This window comes from Gilliamella sp. LMG 34362 (assembly GCF_984569125.1).
In genome coordinates, this window is the sequence record NZ_OZ474902.1 from 2,430,556 (window position 1) to 2,447,133 (window position 16,578).

Genomic DNA, 16,578 nt, shown 5'->3' on the forward strand with positions numbered 1-16,578 from the left:
TACAGTTCGAATGTAGAGTTATGTATAGTTAAAATGTAGACCATACATAGCGCAAACCCTTATACAATAAGGCTTACAAGAAATCATGTATAGTATGTACAGTTTTTTATAAAATTTTATTTTAATGGGGGGGTAGTTAATTTCTTTAACACTCAAATTTGGGTACCGCCTCTTTAGACAGATTTTTACATCCGCGAAAAATCAACTTTAAATCAAAAATAAGTGAGTACTAAAAATACCCAATTTTAGGGGTCACTTTTCGTTTTAGGTATACGTTTAGGTATACGAAGTAAATTTTAAATAGATAAAACACTTTTATTAAAAAGGTTTAATACAGTCTTTTCAAGTCCCGCCCACGCACCAATTCAATATTCATTAACATTCTTTTAAATCCTTTAAAACACATCAAAACTAACAAATACAAGGCTTAAAGCCTATTTCGTTATTCATTAAGCATCAGGAAGATACATTTACTATCAGTAATTTTTAGTTATATGATTAGGAAAAACAACCCTTAAATAATAAATAAGAAACAGTTAAATGTTTTTGCCAAAAAAATCAAAAATTCAAGTGGTAATAAAATAATACTAATTTATGCTTTACCGTTTATGCTATTTGCTTTCGCCTTACTTTTATTTATAAGTTTTAATATTTCAGTCTTTAATTATGTTATAGCTACTATGAGCTATGGTTTAGGTGGAGGACTGTTTCAAAGTTCATTAATTCAGATAGCAATGGCTCAAAAAAAGATAAACAATCCACCATTGGAAGTTTGTTAAGACTTTTTCAATATGAGGTATTACTTTTGGTATACTCTCTATCATGTTTTTTTATTTATATTTTTCTTTATTTAGAATAAAAAAATAAATACAGTCTCATTTTTAATGCTGTGGTTAACAAGGCAAATAAATTATTGTTCAAGACAAATCAACTTTTTATTTTTAATTTATCATAAAAATAACGTTATAACACTGGTACGAATTAGTATAGCCTATCTACAATTTACTAATAATTTACATCCCATAAATGAAGTCTAAATCCTCTCAAGATACAAAATTATATTAACTACACAAAAATATTGCCTTTGCTTATAAACAATCTTATTCTTATATAATCATATATAAGATTATATAAATTTCGATATTGTTTCCTAACTGTTGACGACCAGATGCTATGCAAGAAGAATTCGTAGAAAAAAGAAGTGATGTTATCAAAAATTTTCTAACCCTTTATCGCAGTTTGATTAGTGGCAATAACAAGACTGACGTTTTAGATCTTTATAACAATGGGGTATGGTTTGCTGTTGAAAAAATTGGCAACAAACTATTTTTTGGACCAAGCCGTTTCGTAGGTTATAAAAACAATTCCATTGAAATCCATAAAAATAATAAGAATAAAGATGGCAGGCAGACAAATAAAATTTTATCAAAACGATTACTTTATTCAAAAATACAGGATAATGAATTTTTAATTAATCAATTTCAAAAATTTATTAGCCCATTTATGCAAAATGAAATAGAGAAAACAAAATTCTTTATACCAAATAATATTGACCTTTCTGATTTAAATGCTAATAGCGCTTGTTATTTTATTTCTCCGACTCATTGTTCTAAATTCAAAAAAAAAGCATGGAATAGTTTTTTGAACAATGAGATTATGGCTATTGGTTGGAAAGATGAAGATTATTCTAATTCTACAGCTGAAGAAATAAAAAATTCTTATCCGGAAAAATCACCAGCAATTCAAGCATTTAAAAATATAAAAGATATCAAATATGGCGATATAATTTGCACTACAAACAATAATCATGGATTATGGGGTATTGGTGTTGCGCTATCTTCCTACCGATATAAAAAAAATATTCATTTTGCAGGAGAAGATGAACAAAATAACCGTTGTTTCTATTCACACTATGTAGATGTTGCTTGGCTTAGCTATGATGCGACTAAAAATGAGTATATTAAATCTTCGGACTTAAAGATTACTGAACCAGAAACTATATGGCGGCCTTTTGGGACACTATTTAAGTCACAAACTATTCCCGGATATATATCAAATTATCTATTTAAAGAGAATATAGAAAACGTTAATGATATGAATGAGTTAAAAAAATATATTGAGTTACTCAAAAATAAACAACAAATTATCCTTCAAGGTGCTCCTGGAACTGGAAAGACCTATACAGCAAAAAATATTGCTGAACAACTCATTTTTGGCAAGGTCTCTTCAGATAAAAATGAGCAAGCATCTAATTTACGATCTCATGAACAATTTAAACTCATCCAATTTCATTCTGCCTATACCTATGAAGACTTTGTGCGAGGAATTGAAGTAAAAACAGAAAATGGCCAACCTCAATATATTACGAGAGATAAACTATTTATAGAAATGGCTAAAAAAGCATCGGCTGATCCTGAAAAAAAATATATTTTGATCATTGATGAAATAAACCGAGCAAATCTTCCTGCTGTATTGGGCGAATTAATTTATGCACTAGAGTATCGAGGCGAACAAGTCGAAAGTATGTATGCGGTTAATGATGATAATAGGCTAACCATTCCGCCTAATCTTTATATTATTGGCACAATGAATACTGCTGATCGCAGTGTTGGACAGATTGATTATGCTATTCGTCGTCGTTTTGCATTTATTGACATATTACCAACATCTTTACAAGCCGATTTTAAAAAGGATTTATTCATAGATATTTCTGAATTATTTATTAAAAGTTATGAAGAATATGAAAAAAATAAAATATTGAATCCATCAATATATTTGTCTGATGAATTTCGAGTTGAAGATGTTTGGTTAGGGCAAAGCTACTTTATAATAAATGGTAAAGATGAAAAGGATATAACTCAAACACGCCTTCAATATGAAATAATTCCTATTTTGAAGGAATATATAAAGGATGGCATTTTTAAAGATGTCGATGGTGTAAAAGCTAAAATTAAAGAAATCGAAAATAAATACTCGAATCAACCATGATTGAACTTTTTGAACAGTATGATGGACTTTTAAAACAAGATCACTGTATTAATGCGTGTGACAATTATATTGCTATTTTAAAGGAAAAAGACTCATACGAATACCAAGTTTTGCGAAAAGGTGAAAAACAGTCCTGCTACTCAATAAATTGCGAGAAAGAGTTATTCTATTTCAAAACGTCTTATTTTGTTGGTATCAATTGGATTGTTGAAAATAAACTCCCAATATATATACAACCAAAATTAAATAATGAATCAACGCAGATTGATTATATGCGAATGTTGTTAGATGCGATTGAAGAGCCCGAAAATCTAAAGCATCTAGATGATTTGTTATATATTTATTTTGATAAACCTCATATCCCAATAACACAAAAGCAAGATTTACTTTCTCCGTTCTTAATAGCCCTGTTTCTTAAAGTTATGAAACAAATTGTAAAAAAAGGCTTAAAAAAATCTTATTATTCTAAAATCGAAAATCTTAATGCCCGCGTAAAAGGAAAAATTCTTGTCAGTAAAAATATCAAACAGAATTTAGTTAGTGGTAAAAAAATTAACACAATCTGCCAATATCAAGAATTTGGCGTTAATTGTGATGAAAATAAAATTCTAAAAAAAGCCTATCGTTTTTCCCAACGCGTCATTCAAAAATTTGAAAACGGATTTGATAAAACACCATTATTGCAGTGGATTAATTACATTCACCCTGCTTTTGAGCAGGTATCTGATGATATTGATATAACAAAAATAAAAACCTTCAGAAGTAATCCGTTATATAAAGAGTATGATCAAGCGATCAAATTAGCATTACTGATTTTGAAACGTTACGCCTACAATATTAGTAATACCGAACAACAACGAATCATGACCCCACCTTTCTGGATTGATATGAGTAAATTGTTTGAATTATATGTTTATAAAAAACTGAGAAATATATTTACATCAAAGGAAGTAAAATATCACTATAAAGCAAAATATCAGGAATTAGATTTTATCTTAAAATTTACTAACCAAGCAGATTTCAAATTTGTAATTGATACTAAATATAAACCTAAATACCACAATCAATCAGTAATTATTGAGGACATTAGACAAATAAGTGGTTATGCAAGAATTGAAAAAGTCTATAAAGAATTAAAAGTAACAGATTATCGACAAAATATCGATTGTTTAATTATATATTCTCATCAGAAGAGCGATGAAGATTTTACGATTAACCACTTTATTTTAGATGATCAAAATGAAATACCTAAGTCTAATATACAAAAACTAAAAAAAGAATCAGGCTATGTTAATATCTACAAATTAGGAATTAAGCTTCCTGAGATACTTTAATAAAAGTAGCTTTATTCTTTTACCATATTAATACTAAATAGTATTCGTTCCAAATTCTTCACAATTTTTAGCAGTTAATTCCCTAATTGCTTTTAGATAACGGTTATTTTAATTTATTGGTTTGTTGTAAAAATAATTGAGAAGTCTATACCATCTTACGAACATTTAATTAGTCAGGAAACGGTTATAAAATAAACCGGAATGGGGAAAGAAGCAAAAACCCCTTTCCTCAAAATTTTTTCATTGGTAAAGTTTTCATTGGAAAACGCTTAGTTATTTATTGTTTGATGAGTGGCTTTATAGTATTGTTTTTTAAATTTTAATAAGGCCAATTGCTCATTTAGTTGAGTTATAGTATTGATTAATATCTTTTCTTGTTGATTAATGATAGTTAGACGCTCATCCAATGTTTCATCACCTTTAAGACACAGCTTGACATAGTGTTGAACATCTTTAATTGACATATTGGCGTTACGTAAACATTCAATCAATTTTGCCCACTGTAAATCTGCATCAGAAAATAACCGTTTTTCATTTTGATCGCGTTGTAAAAATGGAAATAGATTAAGTGAGTCATAATACCTAAGCGTGTGGGCTGACAAGCCTAATAGTTTTGCTGCTTTAGTCACCGAGTATTTAGGTGTTTGGTTTAATTCACCATTTTGTGCAATTGATGCAATACAATCATTTATATTTACCATATTTATACCCATGTTTTCATAAAAATCAATTAAATAGATTAGCAAGTATAATAATTTGGCCAAACTTGACTTAGAGTTACTCTAACCATTATAGTTCACGCCAACAGTTAAGAAAAGTATGGGAGAAATTAACATGAACCCAAATAATATAAGAAATTTTTGTATTATTGCCCATATCGATCACGGTAAATCAACACTGGCAGATAGATTAATTGAGATGACCAATACTGTCTCTGAACGTGATATGAAAGAGCAATTATTAGATAACATGGATCTCGAAAGAGAACGTGGTATTACAATTAAGTTACAAACTGTACGCATGTACTATAAAGCTTCTAATAATATTGAATATGAACTTAATCTCATCGATACCCCTGGACATACTGATTTTAATTATGAAGTTTCACGCAGTTTAGCTGCTTGTGAAGGAGCTTTGTTGCTAGTTGATGCAACCCAAGGCGTACAAGCACAAACAATCGCTAATTTAAAACTGGCTCAAGAGCAGAATTTAACTATTATTCCAGTTATCAATAAAGTCGATATGCCGAATGCGGAAGTTGACAGTGTGATTAAAGAAATCGAAGAGTTAGATGGCATAAACTTAGATAAAGTTATTTTAGCTTCAGCTAAAACCGGCGTAGGAGTTGATAATATTTTAGAATCAATCGTTGAAAACATTCCTGCGCCAGAAGGTAATAAAGATAAGTCACTGCAAGCGTTAATCTTTGATTCTCATTATGATGTGTATCGCGGTGTAGTACTACACGTACGCGTTTTTAACGGTGCCATTCATACCGGAATGAAAATTAAAATGCTCAAAAGTGATATTGAGTTCGAAGCATTACAAACTGGCGTATTTTTACCAGCAATGAAAACTGTTGATGTACTTGATGCAGGTGAAGTTGGATATATTTCGACTAATATTAAAATCGTCGCAAATGTTAAAGTCGGTGATACCTTAATTGATCCTAATCACCCAAATACCGAAGCAGTACCTGGTTATAAAGAAGTCAAACCTATGGTTTATGCTGGATTATTTCCAATAAAAAATGAAGACCAAGAAAAACTTAAAGATGCGGTTGAAAAATTATCCCTTAATGATTCGGCTTTCATTTATAAACAAGAAAATTCCATGGCATTGGGGGCTGGTTTTAGGTGTGGTTTTCTCGGTATTTTACATATGGAGATTATTCAAGAAAGACTTGAAAGAGAATATGGTATCGAAATTCTCTCTACCTTTCCTAGTGTTGAATACCGTGTAACATTAAAAAATAGTGAAATCATCAATGTTAATAATCCTATGTTGTTGCCGAGTTTTGAAAAAATTGACTATATTGAAGAACCATTTATAGATGCAGCAATTATTATTCCTATGGAAAATATTGGCGAAATTATGGAACTTTGTCAGGAAAAACGAGGTATCTACGTCGATATGATTTATCTAAATAATAAAATGGCAGAGTTGACCTTTAAACTACCAATTTCAGAGATTGCATACAATTTTTATGATTCACTTAAATCGATTACTCATGGCTATGCATCTATAGATTATCGTGATAGAAGTTATATTGCATCGGATTTGGTAAAAATGGATATTTGGTTGAATGATGAAATTGTGGATGCATTTTCATTTATTTTACCTCGAGATAAAAGTTTTGAACGAGGTAAACAAATTGTTCAAAAGATGAAACATGTTATTCCTCGTAAACTCTATCCTATGCCGGTTCAATCGGTAGTCGAAAATAAAGTCATTGCTCGGGAAGATATTCCACCATTACGCAAAAGTGTCACCGGTCGCGGCTATTCGGGTTCGGCATCGAAAAAGAAAAAGATAGCTAAAAATATTAAGGAAAATAAAATTAGACAACGTAAATTTGGCGGTGTTGATATTCCACAAGAAGCATTCCATGCAGTATTAGATATCCATTAGCGTAATTGGATACTGATATCCTAATTAGAATTGACTTATTAGCTTATTATAAACAGCAATTGAAAAGATAATTTCACCGACAATCGTCGGTGAAATCTTTTAATGAGTTTTTGTTTGGATTAATTAATCTTTAAAATAAAGAAAAATTATTAAACTAATAGCTAGATTTTAGTAGCGATAAACTACCAATAAAATTCACCAGACTAAATTCATTTTTATCTAATATACTGATCTTTAATGATTCACTGATGTGATATCAATCACTCGATCGGCACTTGCTATTGTTGATGTTCGATGAGCAATAATGATACGCGTTATTTTTAATGAAGATATTGCTTTATTAATTTTAGTTTCATTATTTTCATCTAAATGACTTGTCGCTTCATCAAGAAATAACAAGCAAGGTTTACGATATAATGCCCTAGCAATCAATAAACGCTGTTTTTGCCCACCTGATAAACTATTACCTAATTCGCTGACTAAGGTTTCATATCCCATGGGCATTTTCATAATTTCATTATGGATGTTACAGTGCTTAGCACATTCAACCAGCCATTCATGATTTTTTTCATTATCGAAACTGGCGATATTATCAGAAATAGACCCTGCAAAAAGTTTATCATTTTGTAATACACTTCCAACAATATCTCTATAATTATTGACACCAAACTTATAAATATCAATACCATTTATAAGAACTTCGCCTTGAGTTGGTTCTAGTAGGCCATTCATGACTTTCATCAAGGTTGTCTTTCCTGCACCTGATGGACCAATAATTGCGACACTCTCACCAGCCTTAATTTTCATATTTATATTAGAAAAAATAGGCTGCGAAAGGTTATCATACTGATAAGCTATATTATTCAGTTCAAATTCAACAGGGATATCTTTCGGTAATTGATTTTTTGATTCAATATCGTTTTCAGTGTTAGTCAATACAATATCGGTTAATCGTTCGGTATGTAAATTTAGCATTTTCAAATCTAATACCATATTTATCAGATTTGCTGCTTGTTCTGAAAATTGAGATCTGTATGCAGTAAACGCAATAAACATACCAAGTGTCATTTTGTCATTCATTACCAGCGATGCACCAACCCATAATATTAAAGTTTGCTCAACCAGCATAATTAATGTATTTACACCATTAAATATCATATCTAATTTGGTTAGGCGAATATTGGCGTTAGTTGTATCAATATTCATATTAAGCCAATATTGAGCTCTAGACTCAGTGAGTTTTAATGATTTTAGTGTATCAATACCATATAAACTCTCCATAAAATGGGAATTAGCTTTGGCCTCTTTCACAATCTTTTCTTCAGATGCTTGTCGATAACGCTGATAAGTTACCACTCTTAATATTATATAAATTAGAGTAAAACCGCAGACAATCCAAACCAACCAGCCACCATACAGTAGCATCATGATAAAGACACCGATTGTCATCAAAATGTTAATAATACTACTTACGATACTTTTTGTTAGCGTTGAACGTATAACCTCTAATGAAACAAAACGAGACTGTATATCACCTAGTTTTCTTTTTTCAAAATAGGCTAAAGGTAACTTCATTAGATGCCCAAAAAGTCCTGCTTTCCATTGAATATCGACTAAAGATTCCATAACTAATGATGACCAAGATCGTAACATAGCGATAAAAGTTCTAAACAAAATAAAGAACAGTAACCCAATGCAGATTAAACCTAATAAACTATGATCTTTGGCGATAATTACATGGTCCATAACCAATTGCGTTCCAATCGGAAGTAATAAATTAATGGATTCAATAATCAGAGATAGTGACAGAATTTTAACTAAAAACCCTTTTAAACCATCAATTTGAAACAACATTTTTAGCAAACTAAGCTGACTACGTTGTGTACGTGGCTGAAATTCTTTATCTGGCCATAACTCAAGTGCTATCCCACTGAAATGCTTTGACATTTCATTTATACCCACTTCTCGACGACCAAATGCCGGATCATGTAAAATAAATTTGTTTCTTTTAACGGCGACTAATACCACAAAATGATTGAGATCCCAGTGTAAGATACAGGGAGTTTTTAACTGGTTTATCTCATTTAAATCTAAAGAAAGTGGGCGGCTTTGTAATTGAACTGAAGCTGACATATCGATTAATGTCGCAAGAGTGACACCATGTGATGAAACACCTATCTGATTTCGTAAACTAAATAAATCGACATTCATGCCATAATAGCGACAAATCATGGTTAAACAGGCTAGACCACACTCAGCAGCTTCGGTTTGCAAAATTTGTGGTATTTTTCTTCGCCATCCAAAATGTAAACTTTGAAGTATATACTGAAATTGATTTCTAGCCATTGATTGGTCCTGTAATACTTTTCTGAATATCATAAAAAGGTGATAGCATCCATTGATAAATAGGTCTTTTCTCTAAAAATAGAGTAACATCAGCTTTCATGCCATTAGTTAATTTAATTTTATTATTGAACTTAGCCATTTGCTGTTTATCAAGCGATACCATTACTTTGTAATATGCTTGGTAATTAATGGTGCTTTGTGATAGTGGAGAACTGCTATAAGTCGACATTTCTTGATTAGAAGCCGGCACCTTAGATATTGACATAATTTTACCGGAAAATTGACCGAATTTTTGATAAGGATAAGCTTCATAACGAATATTAAGTTTATCATTAACCGAGATATAAGGAACGCTATCATTAGGAACCCAAAGCACTAAATAATAACCATTAGTGTTCGCAGGAATAATCTGTGCAAGACTATCATCATTTTTTACCATCTGCCCTTCTGTAACACTTAGTGATTCAATACGACCATCACTAGGCGCACTTATAATTAACATTCCTCTGGCATTAACTTCAGTTAATTGACGTTGTAAATCATTTAATTGATATTGGTATTCAGATATTTTGTTATCAAAATCAGCTATCTTGGTCACTAATTCACTTTTGAGCTGAATAATACCTAATTTTTCTTGGATGATTTGATTCTGTAGTGATTGATAGGCGTTTTGTTGTTGATAGTATAAATATCTTTGATTATTAAATTGTTCATTATTAATAAGTCCCTTCTTCTGGTAAACAGCAAAATTCTGCATGCTTTCATACATATCTGTCATACCTTTTTCGGCATTTTTGACCAAAGATAAAGATTCTTGATGGGATTTATTATACTCGTCTATTTGTTGCTGTAGCGCATTTAATGTGATCTGTTTGTTTTCAGTTAGTGTGGCAATAATTTTCGATATATTATTAATTTGATTATTAATTGCTTCAACTGTTATTTGGGTTACATTACCTGACTGTGTGGTTCGACTTACATCTAATTCATAAATAGGATCACCTTTTTTAACTATATCGCCAACTTTAACATGACTATTAGTAATGAAACCTTGCTGTGGTGAAAATAGATTAATAGCTCTTGGTTGAGTGGTAATTTCACCAGCTACATTAATTCGTCGAGTATAGGTGCCGAATATTACCGTGAGCACTAAAATGATAATGAAAGTAATTGATAATAAGAAAACTAACCATGCTGAACATCCTTTAAGTAGTAAAGCCTTTCCCATCCATTTAGCTTTTTGGTAATTAACAGCTTCTTGACGAAACAATCGATTATCTTCCATACAATATGTTACCTATTTTTCCTTACCATTAAGTAGCTACGATATATTTATTATTTCTATTTATATAGTTAAGTATGTAAACTTTATTTTTTATAAGACTATCATATTGAAAATATGCTAATTATTTTCGACTTTACTGTGATATTTCTATTTCTTAATGTATAAACAAACCAATTAGAGTGTGTTAATTAATTTTTAAAATAATTAAAACTAGCATCTAAATTAATTTGGCATTTTATAATTTAAAGATAATGACTTATTGAAAAATTGCTAAATCTTAGTTTAAGATGGCTTTGTTTCAATTCACTAGATGACATTTCAAAATAAAACGAGAAACGAATCTCGCTTCCCGTTTTACCACTTTAAACAATATAAATTAAGGACAATCAGCTACTACTATCTTTTACCAAGACCGATTAGGCCTAAACCTGCACCGATAATTTGGCTAATAGCACCGATACCAGCTTCAACGATTTGACCGATACCTTGGCCTAAAGCGCCACCAGCTTGTTGACCTAAACCACCATTGTTTGGATTTTTAGCATCAATGATCCAACCGATACCTTTACCTAAAGCACCACCTGCATCAGCGATGAAACCAGCACCAGATACTTGTTCAACTTCTACTTTGTTTAATTCTTTCATTTTTTTTTCCTTATTCCAAAAAATTAATTTTAAATTTAAATCTAACCGATACCAATTAATACATGGTATCGCTTAAATTCCTTTTTATTTAAGCAGAAAATAAAATGCCGATCAAGTCAATTTTTAATAAAAAAAACCTTATTTATAAATAATTTAATTATTTCAATAAAATAAGACAAATAATCAAACAAATTAGTGTAACCGTTAACAAATTATGCTGATTAAAAATCACTCGTTTTAACGAAATCAGTAACAAAATAGGTAATTTGGTTAATTCTCATTCAGAAACCAAAATAGAAATTCTTAACAACGCTTTTAACCGAAATTGTGACGTATATTTTCTTTATTTTTATCTGTTTTGGTGATCATTTTTATACATCAGATGCAACTAGCTAAGCTAAGCTAATTTAAACTTAGACAAAAATTAGCCTGACCTTTTTATTAAATTTTTTATCCCATAATAAAAACTATAGTCACAATATAGTTAATAAAATATCATCAGATAAAAATATTAAATTGTCGTTAAAAGTGTCAATTTGCAAGCTAAATAATCGATTTAAAGACTATCTAAACGAGAAATTTCGACTGTTTTCATTTTCAATAGATTAAAATAAGCATTTCTTTTATGACGCAAATTATCCAATATTACTAGATAAGAAATCATGTTTAATTATGATCTATTGAAAACGACTATTTGATTGATTTGAATGTAATGGACAAGTTAAGCATTGGCTCACTTTTTAGAAAGTACAAACTCAGTGAATTTATATAATTAACACTTAAAGCTATCTACTAATCTATAAAATACAACTACATCCAATATTCATATTGCAGATAAATCCATATATCTTTATGAATTTTTATATCAAAATAAGATATTGCTGGTAAATACCAGCAATATTTTTATAAAATACCATAGCTAACTTTATTAAGCAAAACCTTTCAAGCCAACAACATGAACATGTTCTTGGTTATTGATAACCTTACGAACTAGTTTATAGGTTGTACCTTTTTCTGGGCTAATGTTTTCTGGTGCAGCAATAATAAGCTGCATTTCTAATCGTTCGCATAACTCAAAGAGTGTAGCAATCGATTTGGCATCAAGACGAGCGGCCTCATCCAAAAATAATAATCGACATGGTGAAATATCTTTATTACGTAGACGTTTAGACTCTTCTTCCCAACTTTGAATTACCATAAGTAGAATAGACATACCTGTACCAATCGCTTCACCGGTTGATAAAGCACCACTTTCAGCACGTAACCAACCATCAGCACCACGATTAACTTCCACATCCATCTCTAAATAGTTTCGATAATCTAGCAACTCCTCACCAATATTTTGTGCAGTTCGTTGTCCCATATCAATATGTGGATTTAAACGTTGATAAAGTTTGGCTAACGCTTCAGAGAAGGTAATACGATTATTACTAAATAGATCCTGATGTTCATTTTGATCATCAGCTAATGCAGCTAATAATGAAGAGTGTGCCTCACGAATACTAACATTCAAACGAACACCATTAACCTGACCAAATGCCACCGCTTGTAATCCTTGATTAAGCATACGAATACGGTTTTGTTCACGTTGTATAGTTTTACGAATAATATTAGCTACACTTTTTGAACTAATGGCCAATTGTTGTTCTCGTGAAGTAAGTTCTTCAGTTAAGCGTGACAACTCAATTTCCATTTGTTCAATGGCTTCAATTGGGTCATCAGTTTTGACGATATCTTGGCGGATCCGTTCACGTAGATGTTTATAAACCGCAATATAAAACTGGATTTTACGTTCTGGTCGTTTCGGATCTTCGGATAATCTTAATATATCACGTAAGTGTTCATTATCATTTACCGCTAAACGCAATGAACCAAGTGCCTTATCCGACATAGAACGTAGTTCATCAGCACTGAGATAAGCCAATTCTCGTCGATGTAATCGTCGTTCTACACTATTTTCTTTAACAAGTCGTAACACTAAACACCAACCAGCTTTTGCTTCAACAACTTGTTCACGTAATTGTTTATAATCACGCAGTGTTTGTGTTAAGCGTTTTTGCATTTGCGTCATTTCGCTTTCACACATAATAAGTTGTTTTTCCAAAGACGTACATTGTTGGCGATTACTATTGAGTTTTTGATGAATTTCATCACGACGGATACGAGCTCGCTCTTCAGTGATTGCATCCGCTTTAACACCAATTTGTTCGATCTCTTTATGCAATTCATTAAGCATGTCTCGCTTAGTTTCAAATGCACTTTTAAGGGATGCTAATGTTTGATTGTATTGATTATATTTATCTTGATACTGTTGCATTTGACGACGAGCTTCACCTCGTTGTCCTTCAACAACTTCTAATCGAGCACGTAATTTTTCATTGAGATCACTATTTTCATTCAACATACCCGCTGAATCTTCATAGCTAAAATGTGCACGACGTTGCATCACTTCCGTTAAAGCAAAAACTTGTTGGCGAATGGTTTGCTGCTGAGCTTTAACCGAATTGTACTGCTCACGTAACGATTCATTCTGCTCAGGATCACTTTGCAATACTGCAACAATGGGTTCAAGTTCTGCAATAGTATGGCGATGACGACTAACATATTGCGCGGCCTCTTGCGCTTCAGCAACTTGCTCACGTAGATCATCAACCCGATCCGCTAAATCATCATCAGCCAATAAATGCATTTGAGCTACCAATCGATTTACAGTGATTAACTGCTCTTTACAATTTGCAACTTGTTGTTGATTTTGTTTATCAATACTTTCTTGTGCCAAGAGCTGACGTTCGATTTCATTACGTCTTGTCGATAACTTTTGCGCTTCGGCTTCAGGATCGATATCAAATGCTACAGATAGATATTCACCAATAAACTGCCCAACATTTTGCTCAATACGTTGTAATTTTTGCAGATCAAATGAAATTGTTGCATAACGTTCATGTAGTTCATCGCGTTCTACCGATAATTTTTCAAGATGAATTTCACGTGCTGCTCGGCCAAATAAAGGGACCTTAGGAAAACTGGAGAAGCGCCATTGACGATCACCGGTTTTAACTAATACTGATTTAGTCATCTCTTCACAATCAAAAACACTATCGTCAAATGAAGATGGATCACCTTCGATAAAATAGATATCTTCTGGATAATCTTCTTCACTATTTGTCAGGCTTTCTAGTTGAGCTTTTACCAGTGATAAATCAGGTACCACAATAGCTTGTCTTGATGGGCCATATAATGCTGAAAAATAAGGTGCATCATCAATGGTTACATCTTCATAAATTTCAGAAAGTAATACACCATTAAACCTTTCCGCTAACGTCGATAAACGACCATCATCAACACCACTTGGTTGATTGAGTTGTTCAATTTGTGCATCAAGTTGATTGCGTTTGAAGTTTATTTGATCTCGTTGTGTAACTAAAGTACGTTCCTGTTCAAGCAATTGTTGCATATGTTGCGTGACAGCATGACTGTTAGTAAACGTTTGCTCTGTTTGTTCTTGCAATGCGATAAGTGCATCTTGGGCTTTTAACCATACAGGTGCTTTTTGTCGATAAGCACCAATTTGAGTTTGAATTTGCTCTAGCTCTTGTCTAAATTCAATACGTTTTTCACTTGATTCATTGGCAAGCTCTGCATTTTGATCTAGTTGAACTTCTAGCTCTTGTTTGAATTCATCAAGCTCATCATAGTTAAGTTGACGACCAAAACGCTTACAAAATTGAGTTAATAATGATTCAGCTTCTTTTTGCTCAAAAAAGCGTTGCTCTAATTCATCTAATTGTAGTTGTAAATGTTCTGCTTGATCGGCTTGGTAACATTGTGAAGGCCACTGCTTTAATGCTTCTCTAGCGGCACGCCAAGCATCACTGCGCACTACGTCCCCCACTAATTTAACAACTAGTTGATAAGCTCTATCAAATTGATTAATTGCGGCATCAGAAACACTTAGTCTTTGCTCTAATTCTAACAGTTGTTCAGTAACTTCTTTTTGTTTTTCTTCAAAGATTTCAAAATGATTTTCAACATTACTTATACCTAATTTTGGTAATTGGCATAGTTGTTGAGCATTTTTTAAAGCTTGAATAGCTTGTTGGTATTGGATTGCTCGAGTCTGCTGCACATCTAAAGCTTGTTGATAATCAGCTAATTGGGTTTTTATTTCATCAACTTCTTGCTCAGTCTGTTCAACCTGATCACGGTAAGTTTGATACTGTTCATTGGCTTCGAGGACAACTTCATTTTGCTCTTCAAGTTTTAAATTCAGATCATCTAAGTCCGCTTGATAACGATCTATTTTTTCTTGTTGACGTAAAGCTGTTTGCGCAAGGTTAAGATGATCATTGGCCGCCTGAAGATCCGTTTCTAAGTCGCTTTGAGCATCTTGATATTCTTTTAATTCTTTTGCCATTTCAACTTGGCGGAATTGATTACTAATCAGCAGATCTTGCGTTTTAAACATATCACGACGCAATCCTAAAACCGATTCGATATGGACTCTACGTTCATTAGCATGACGCATATAGTCAGCAGCAACGTAGTTGGTAGACTCAGTAATAAGGTGTTTGAATAAATCACGATCCGATTGTGTTACTCGAATAGCTTCAAGCGTCATTCTATTTTCACGTAATGCTGCTTCCATATCTTGGAAGGCTTTTCTGACACCACTATTTTCCGGTAACAAATAATCACGTAATGATCGTGTAATAGCACTTGAAATCCCCCCATATAGAGAAGCTTCAATCAAGCGATAATATTTACTTCGGTCAGATGAAGAGCGTAACCGTTTCGGTAATACACCAAAATCAAACATGACTGAATGATAATCGGTAATAGAGTTAAATTGTTTAAAAATAACGCCTTCCATTGACTCAATTTTATCTTTTAATTCTGGTAGTGATAAAATTCGAGCCTGTTTTTCATTTAAACGTTCCGTTACCAATTCTGTTGGACTAATATTGACCGGTAAACCTTGTATTAAAAAAGGTTTAATATCTACTTTTTTGTCACGCCCTGCTACTTGCTGTAAACGTACACCACAGATAATTCGCTGATTACGAGAGTTGATAACGTCTAGCATAGAGTAACACACACCTGGCTTTAACTTACCATGTAAACCCTTATCTCTTGAACCAGAGGTTGCACCCGCTTCAGTGGTATTTCTAAAATGTAATAAAGTCAAATCAGGAATTAGCGCTGTGACAAATGCAGCCATAGTCGTTGATTTACCCGCGCCATTACCGCCTGAAAGCGTGGTGACCAGTTGATCAAGCTCAAAGGTTCTGGCAAAAAAACCGTTCCAGTTAATTAAGGTTAATGAGTGAAATTTACCGTGTCCCATCATCA

8 protein-coding genes are annotated in these 16,578 nt (G+C 32.2%); 3 read left to right on the forward strand and 5 right to left on the reverse strand.

Features of this window, described 5'->3' with window-relative positions; all coding sequences use genetic code 11:
* Window positions 1-1,173 precede the first annotated feature (1,173 nt).
* Window positions 1,174-2,988, forward strand: a complete 1,815-nt coding sequence (locus AC5LWZ_RS11135; RefSeq protein WP_493463707.1) for an McrB family protein — start codon at window positions 1,174-1,176, stop codon at window positions 2,986-2,988.
* Entirely contained in the window at window positions 2,985-4,322 is a 1,338-nt protein-coding gene (locus AC5LWZ_RS11140; RefSeq protein WP_110447155.1) for a 5-methylcytosine restriction system specificity protein McrC, read from the forward strand. Before AC5LWZ_RS11135 ends, AC5LWZ_RS11140 begins: the two co-directional genes overlap by 4 nt.
* A gap of 269 nt (window positions 4,323-4,591) precedes the next feature.
* Here AC5LWZ_RS11140 and AC5LWZ_RS11145 read toward each other — a convergent pair whose 3' ends face one another.
* Window positions 4,592-5,023, reverse strand: a complete 432-nt coding sequence (locus AC5LWZ_RS11145) for a MerR family transcriptional regulator (protein ID WP_493463708.1) — start codon at window positions 5,021-5,023, stop codon at window positions 4,592-4,594.
* Between the two features lie 133 nt (window positions 5,024-5,156).
* Here AC5LWZ_RS11145 and lepA point away from each other — a divergent pair, with 133 nt between their 5' ends.
* Window positions 5,157-6,953 carry a translation elongation factor 4 gene (gene lepA, locus AC5LWZ_RS11150; RefSeq protein WP_493463709.1) on the forward strand — a complete coding sequence of 599 codons (1,797 nt, stop codon included), beginning with the start codon at window positions 5,157-5,159 and terminating at the stop codon, window positions 6,951-6,953.
* A 234-nt stretch (window positions 6,954-7,187) separates the two neighbouring features.
* Here the strand turns inward: lepA and AC5LWZ_RS11155 are convergent, their stop codons facing one another.
* The 4 genes from AC5LWZ_RS11155 to mukB all read right to left on the reverse strand — a co-directional run bounded on the left by AC5LWZ_RS11155 (window position 7,188) and on the right by mukB (window position 16,576).
* On the reverse strand, window positions 7,188-9,299 hold the full coding sequence (locus AC5LWZ_RS11155; RefSeq protein ID WP_493463710.1) for a peptidase domain-containing ABC transporter: 2,112 nt from the start codon (window positions 9,297-9,299) through the stop codon (window positions 7,188-7,190).
* Window positions 9,292-10,584 carry an HlyD family secretion protein gene (locus AC5LWZ_RS11160; protein WP_198220973.1) on the reverse strand — a complete coding sequence of 431 codons (1,293 nt, stop codon included), beginning with the start codon at window positions 10,582-10,584 and terminating at the stop codon, window positions 9,292-9,294. Before AC5LWZ_RS11160 ends, AC5LWZ_RS11155 begins: the two co-directional genes overlap by 8 nt.
* Before the next feature lie 396 nt (window positions 10,585-10,980).
* Window positions 10,981-11,229 (reverse strand): hypothetical protein, encoded by a 249-nt coding sequence (locus AC5LWZ_RS11165; RefSeq protein WP_110447153.1) that lies wholly within the window; start codon window positions 11,227-11,229, stop codon window positions 10,981-10,983.
* A gap of 928 nt (window positions 11,230-12,157) precedes the next feature.
* Window positions 12,158-16,576, reverse strand: a complete 4,419-nt coding sequence (gene mukB / locus AC5LWZ_RS11170; protein WP_493464207.1) for a chromosome partition protein MukB — start codon at window positions 16,574-16,576, stop codon at window positions 12,158-12,160.
* Between the last annotated feature and the right edge of the window lie 2 nt (window positions 16,577-16,578).

Excerpts from the sequence above, each read along its gene's own strand:
- mukB (WP_493464207.1), bottom strand. The coding sequence starts at position 16,576 with ATGATGGGACACGGTAAATTTCACTCATTAACCTTAATTAACTGGAAC.
- lepA (WP_493463709.1), top strand. The coding sequence starts at position 5,157 with ATGAACCCAAATAATATAAGAAATTTTTGTATTATTGCCCATATCGAT.
- AC5LWZ_RS11160 (WP_198220973.1), bottom strand. The coding sequence starts at position 10,584 with ATGGAAGATAATCGATTGTTTCGTCAAGAAGCTGTTAATTACCAAAAA.
- AC5LWZ_RS11135 (WP_493463707.1), top strand. The coding sequence starts at position 1,174 with ATGCAAGAAGAATTCGTAGAAAAAAGAAGTGATGTTATCAAAAATTTT.
- AC5LWZ_RS11140 (WP_110447155.1), top strand. The coding sequence starts at position 2,985 with ATGATTGAACTTTTTGAACAGTATGATGGACTTTTAAAACAAGATCAC.
- AC5LWZ_RS11145 (WP_493463708.1), bottom strand. The coding sequence starts at position 5,023 with ATGGTAAATATAAATGATTGTATTGCATCAATTGCACAAAATGGTGAA.
- AC5LWZ_RS11165 (WP_110447153.1), bottom strand. The coding sequence starts at position 11,229 with ATGAAAGAATTAAACAAAGTAGAAGTTGAACAAGTATCTGGTGCTGGT.
- AC5LWZ_RS11155 (WP_493463710.1), bottom strand. The coding sequence starts at position 9,299 with ATGGCTAGAAATCAATTTCAGTATATACTTCAAAGTTTACATTTTGGA.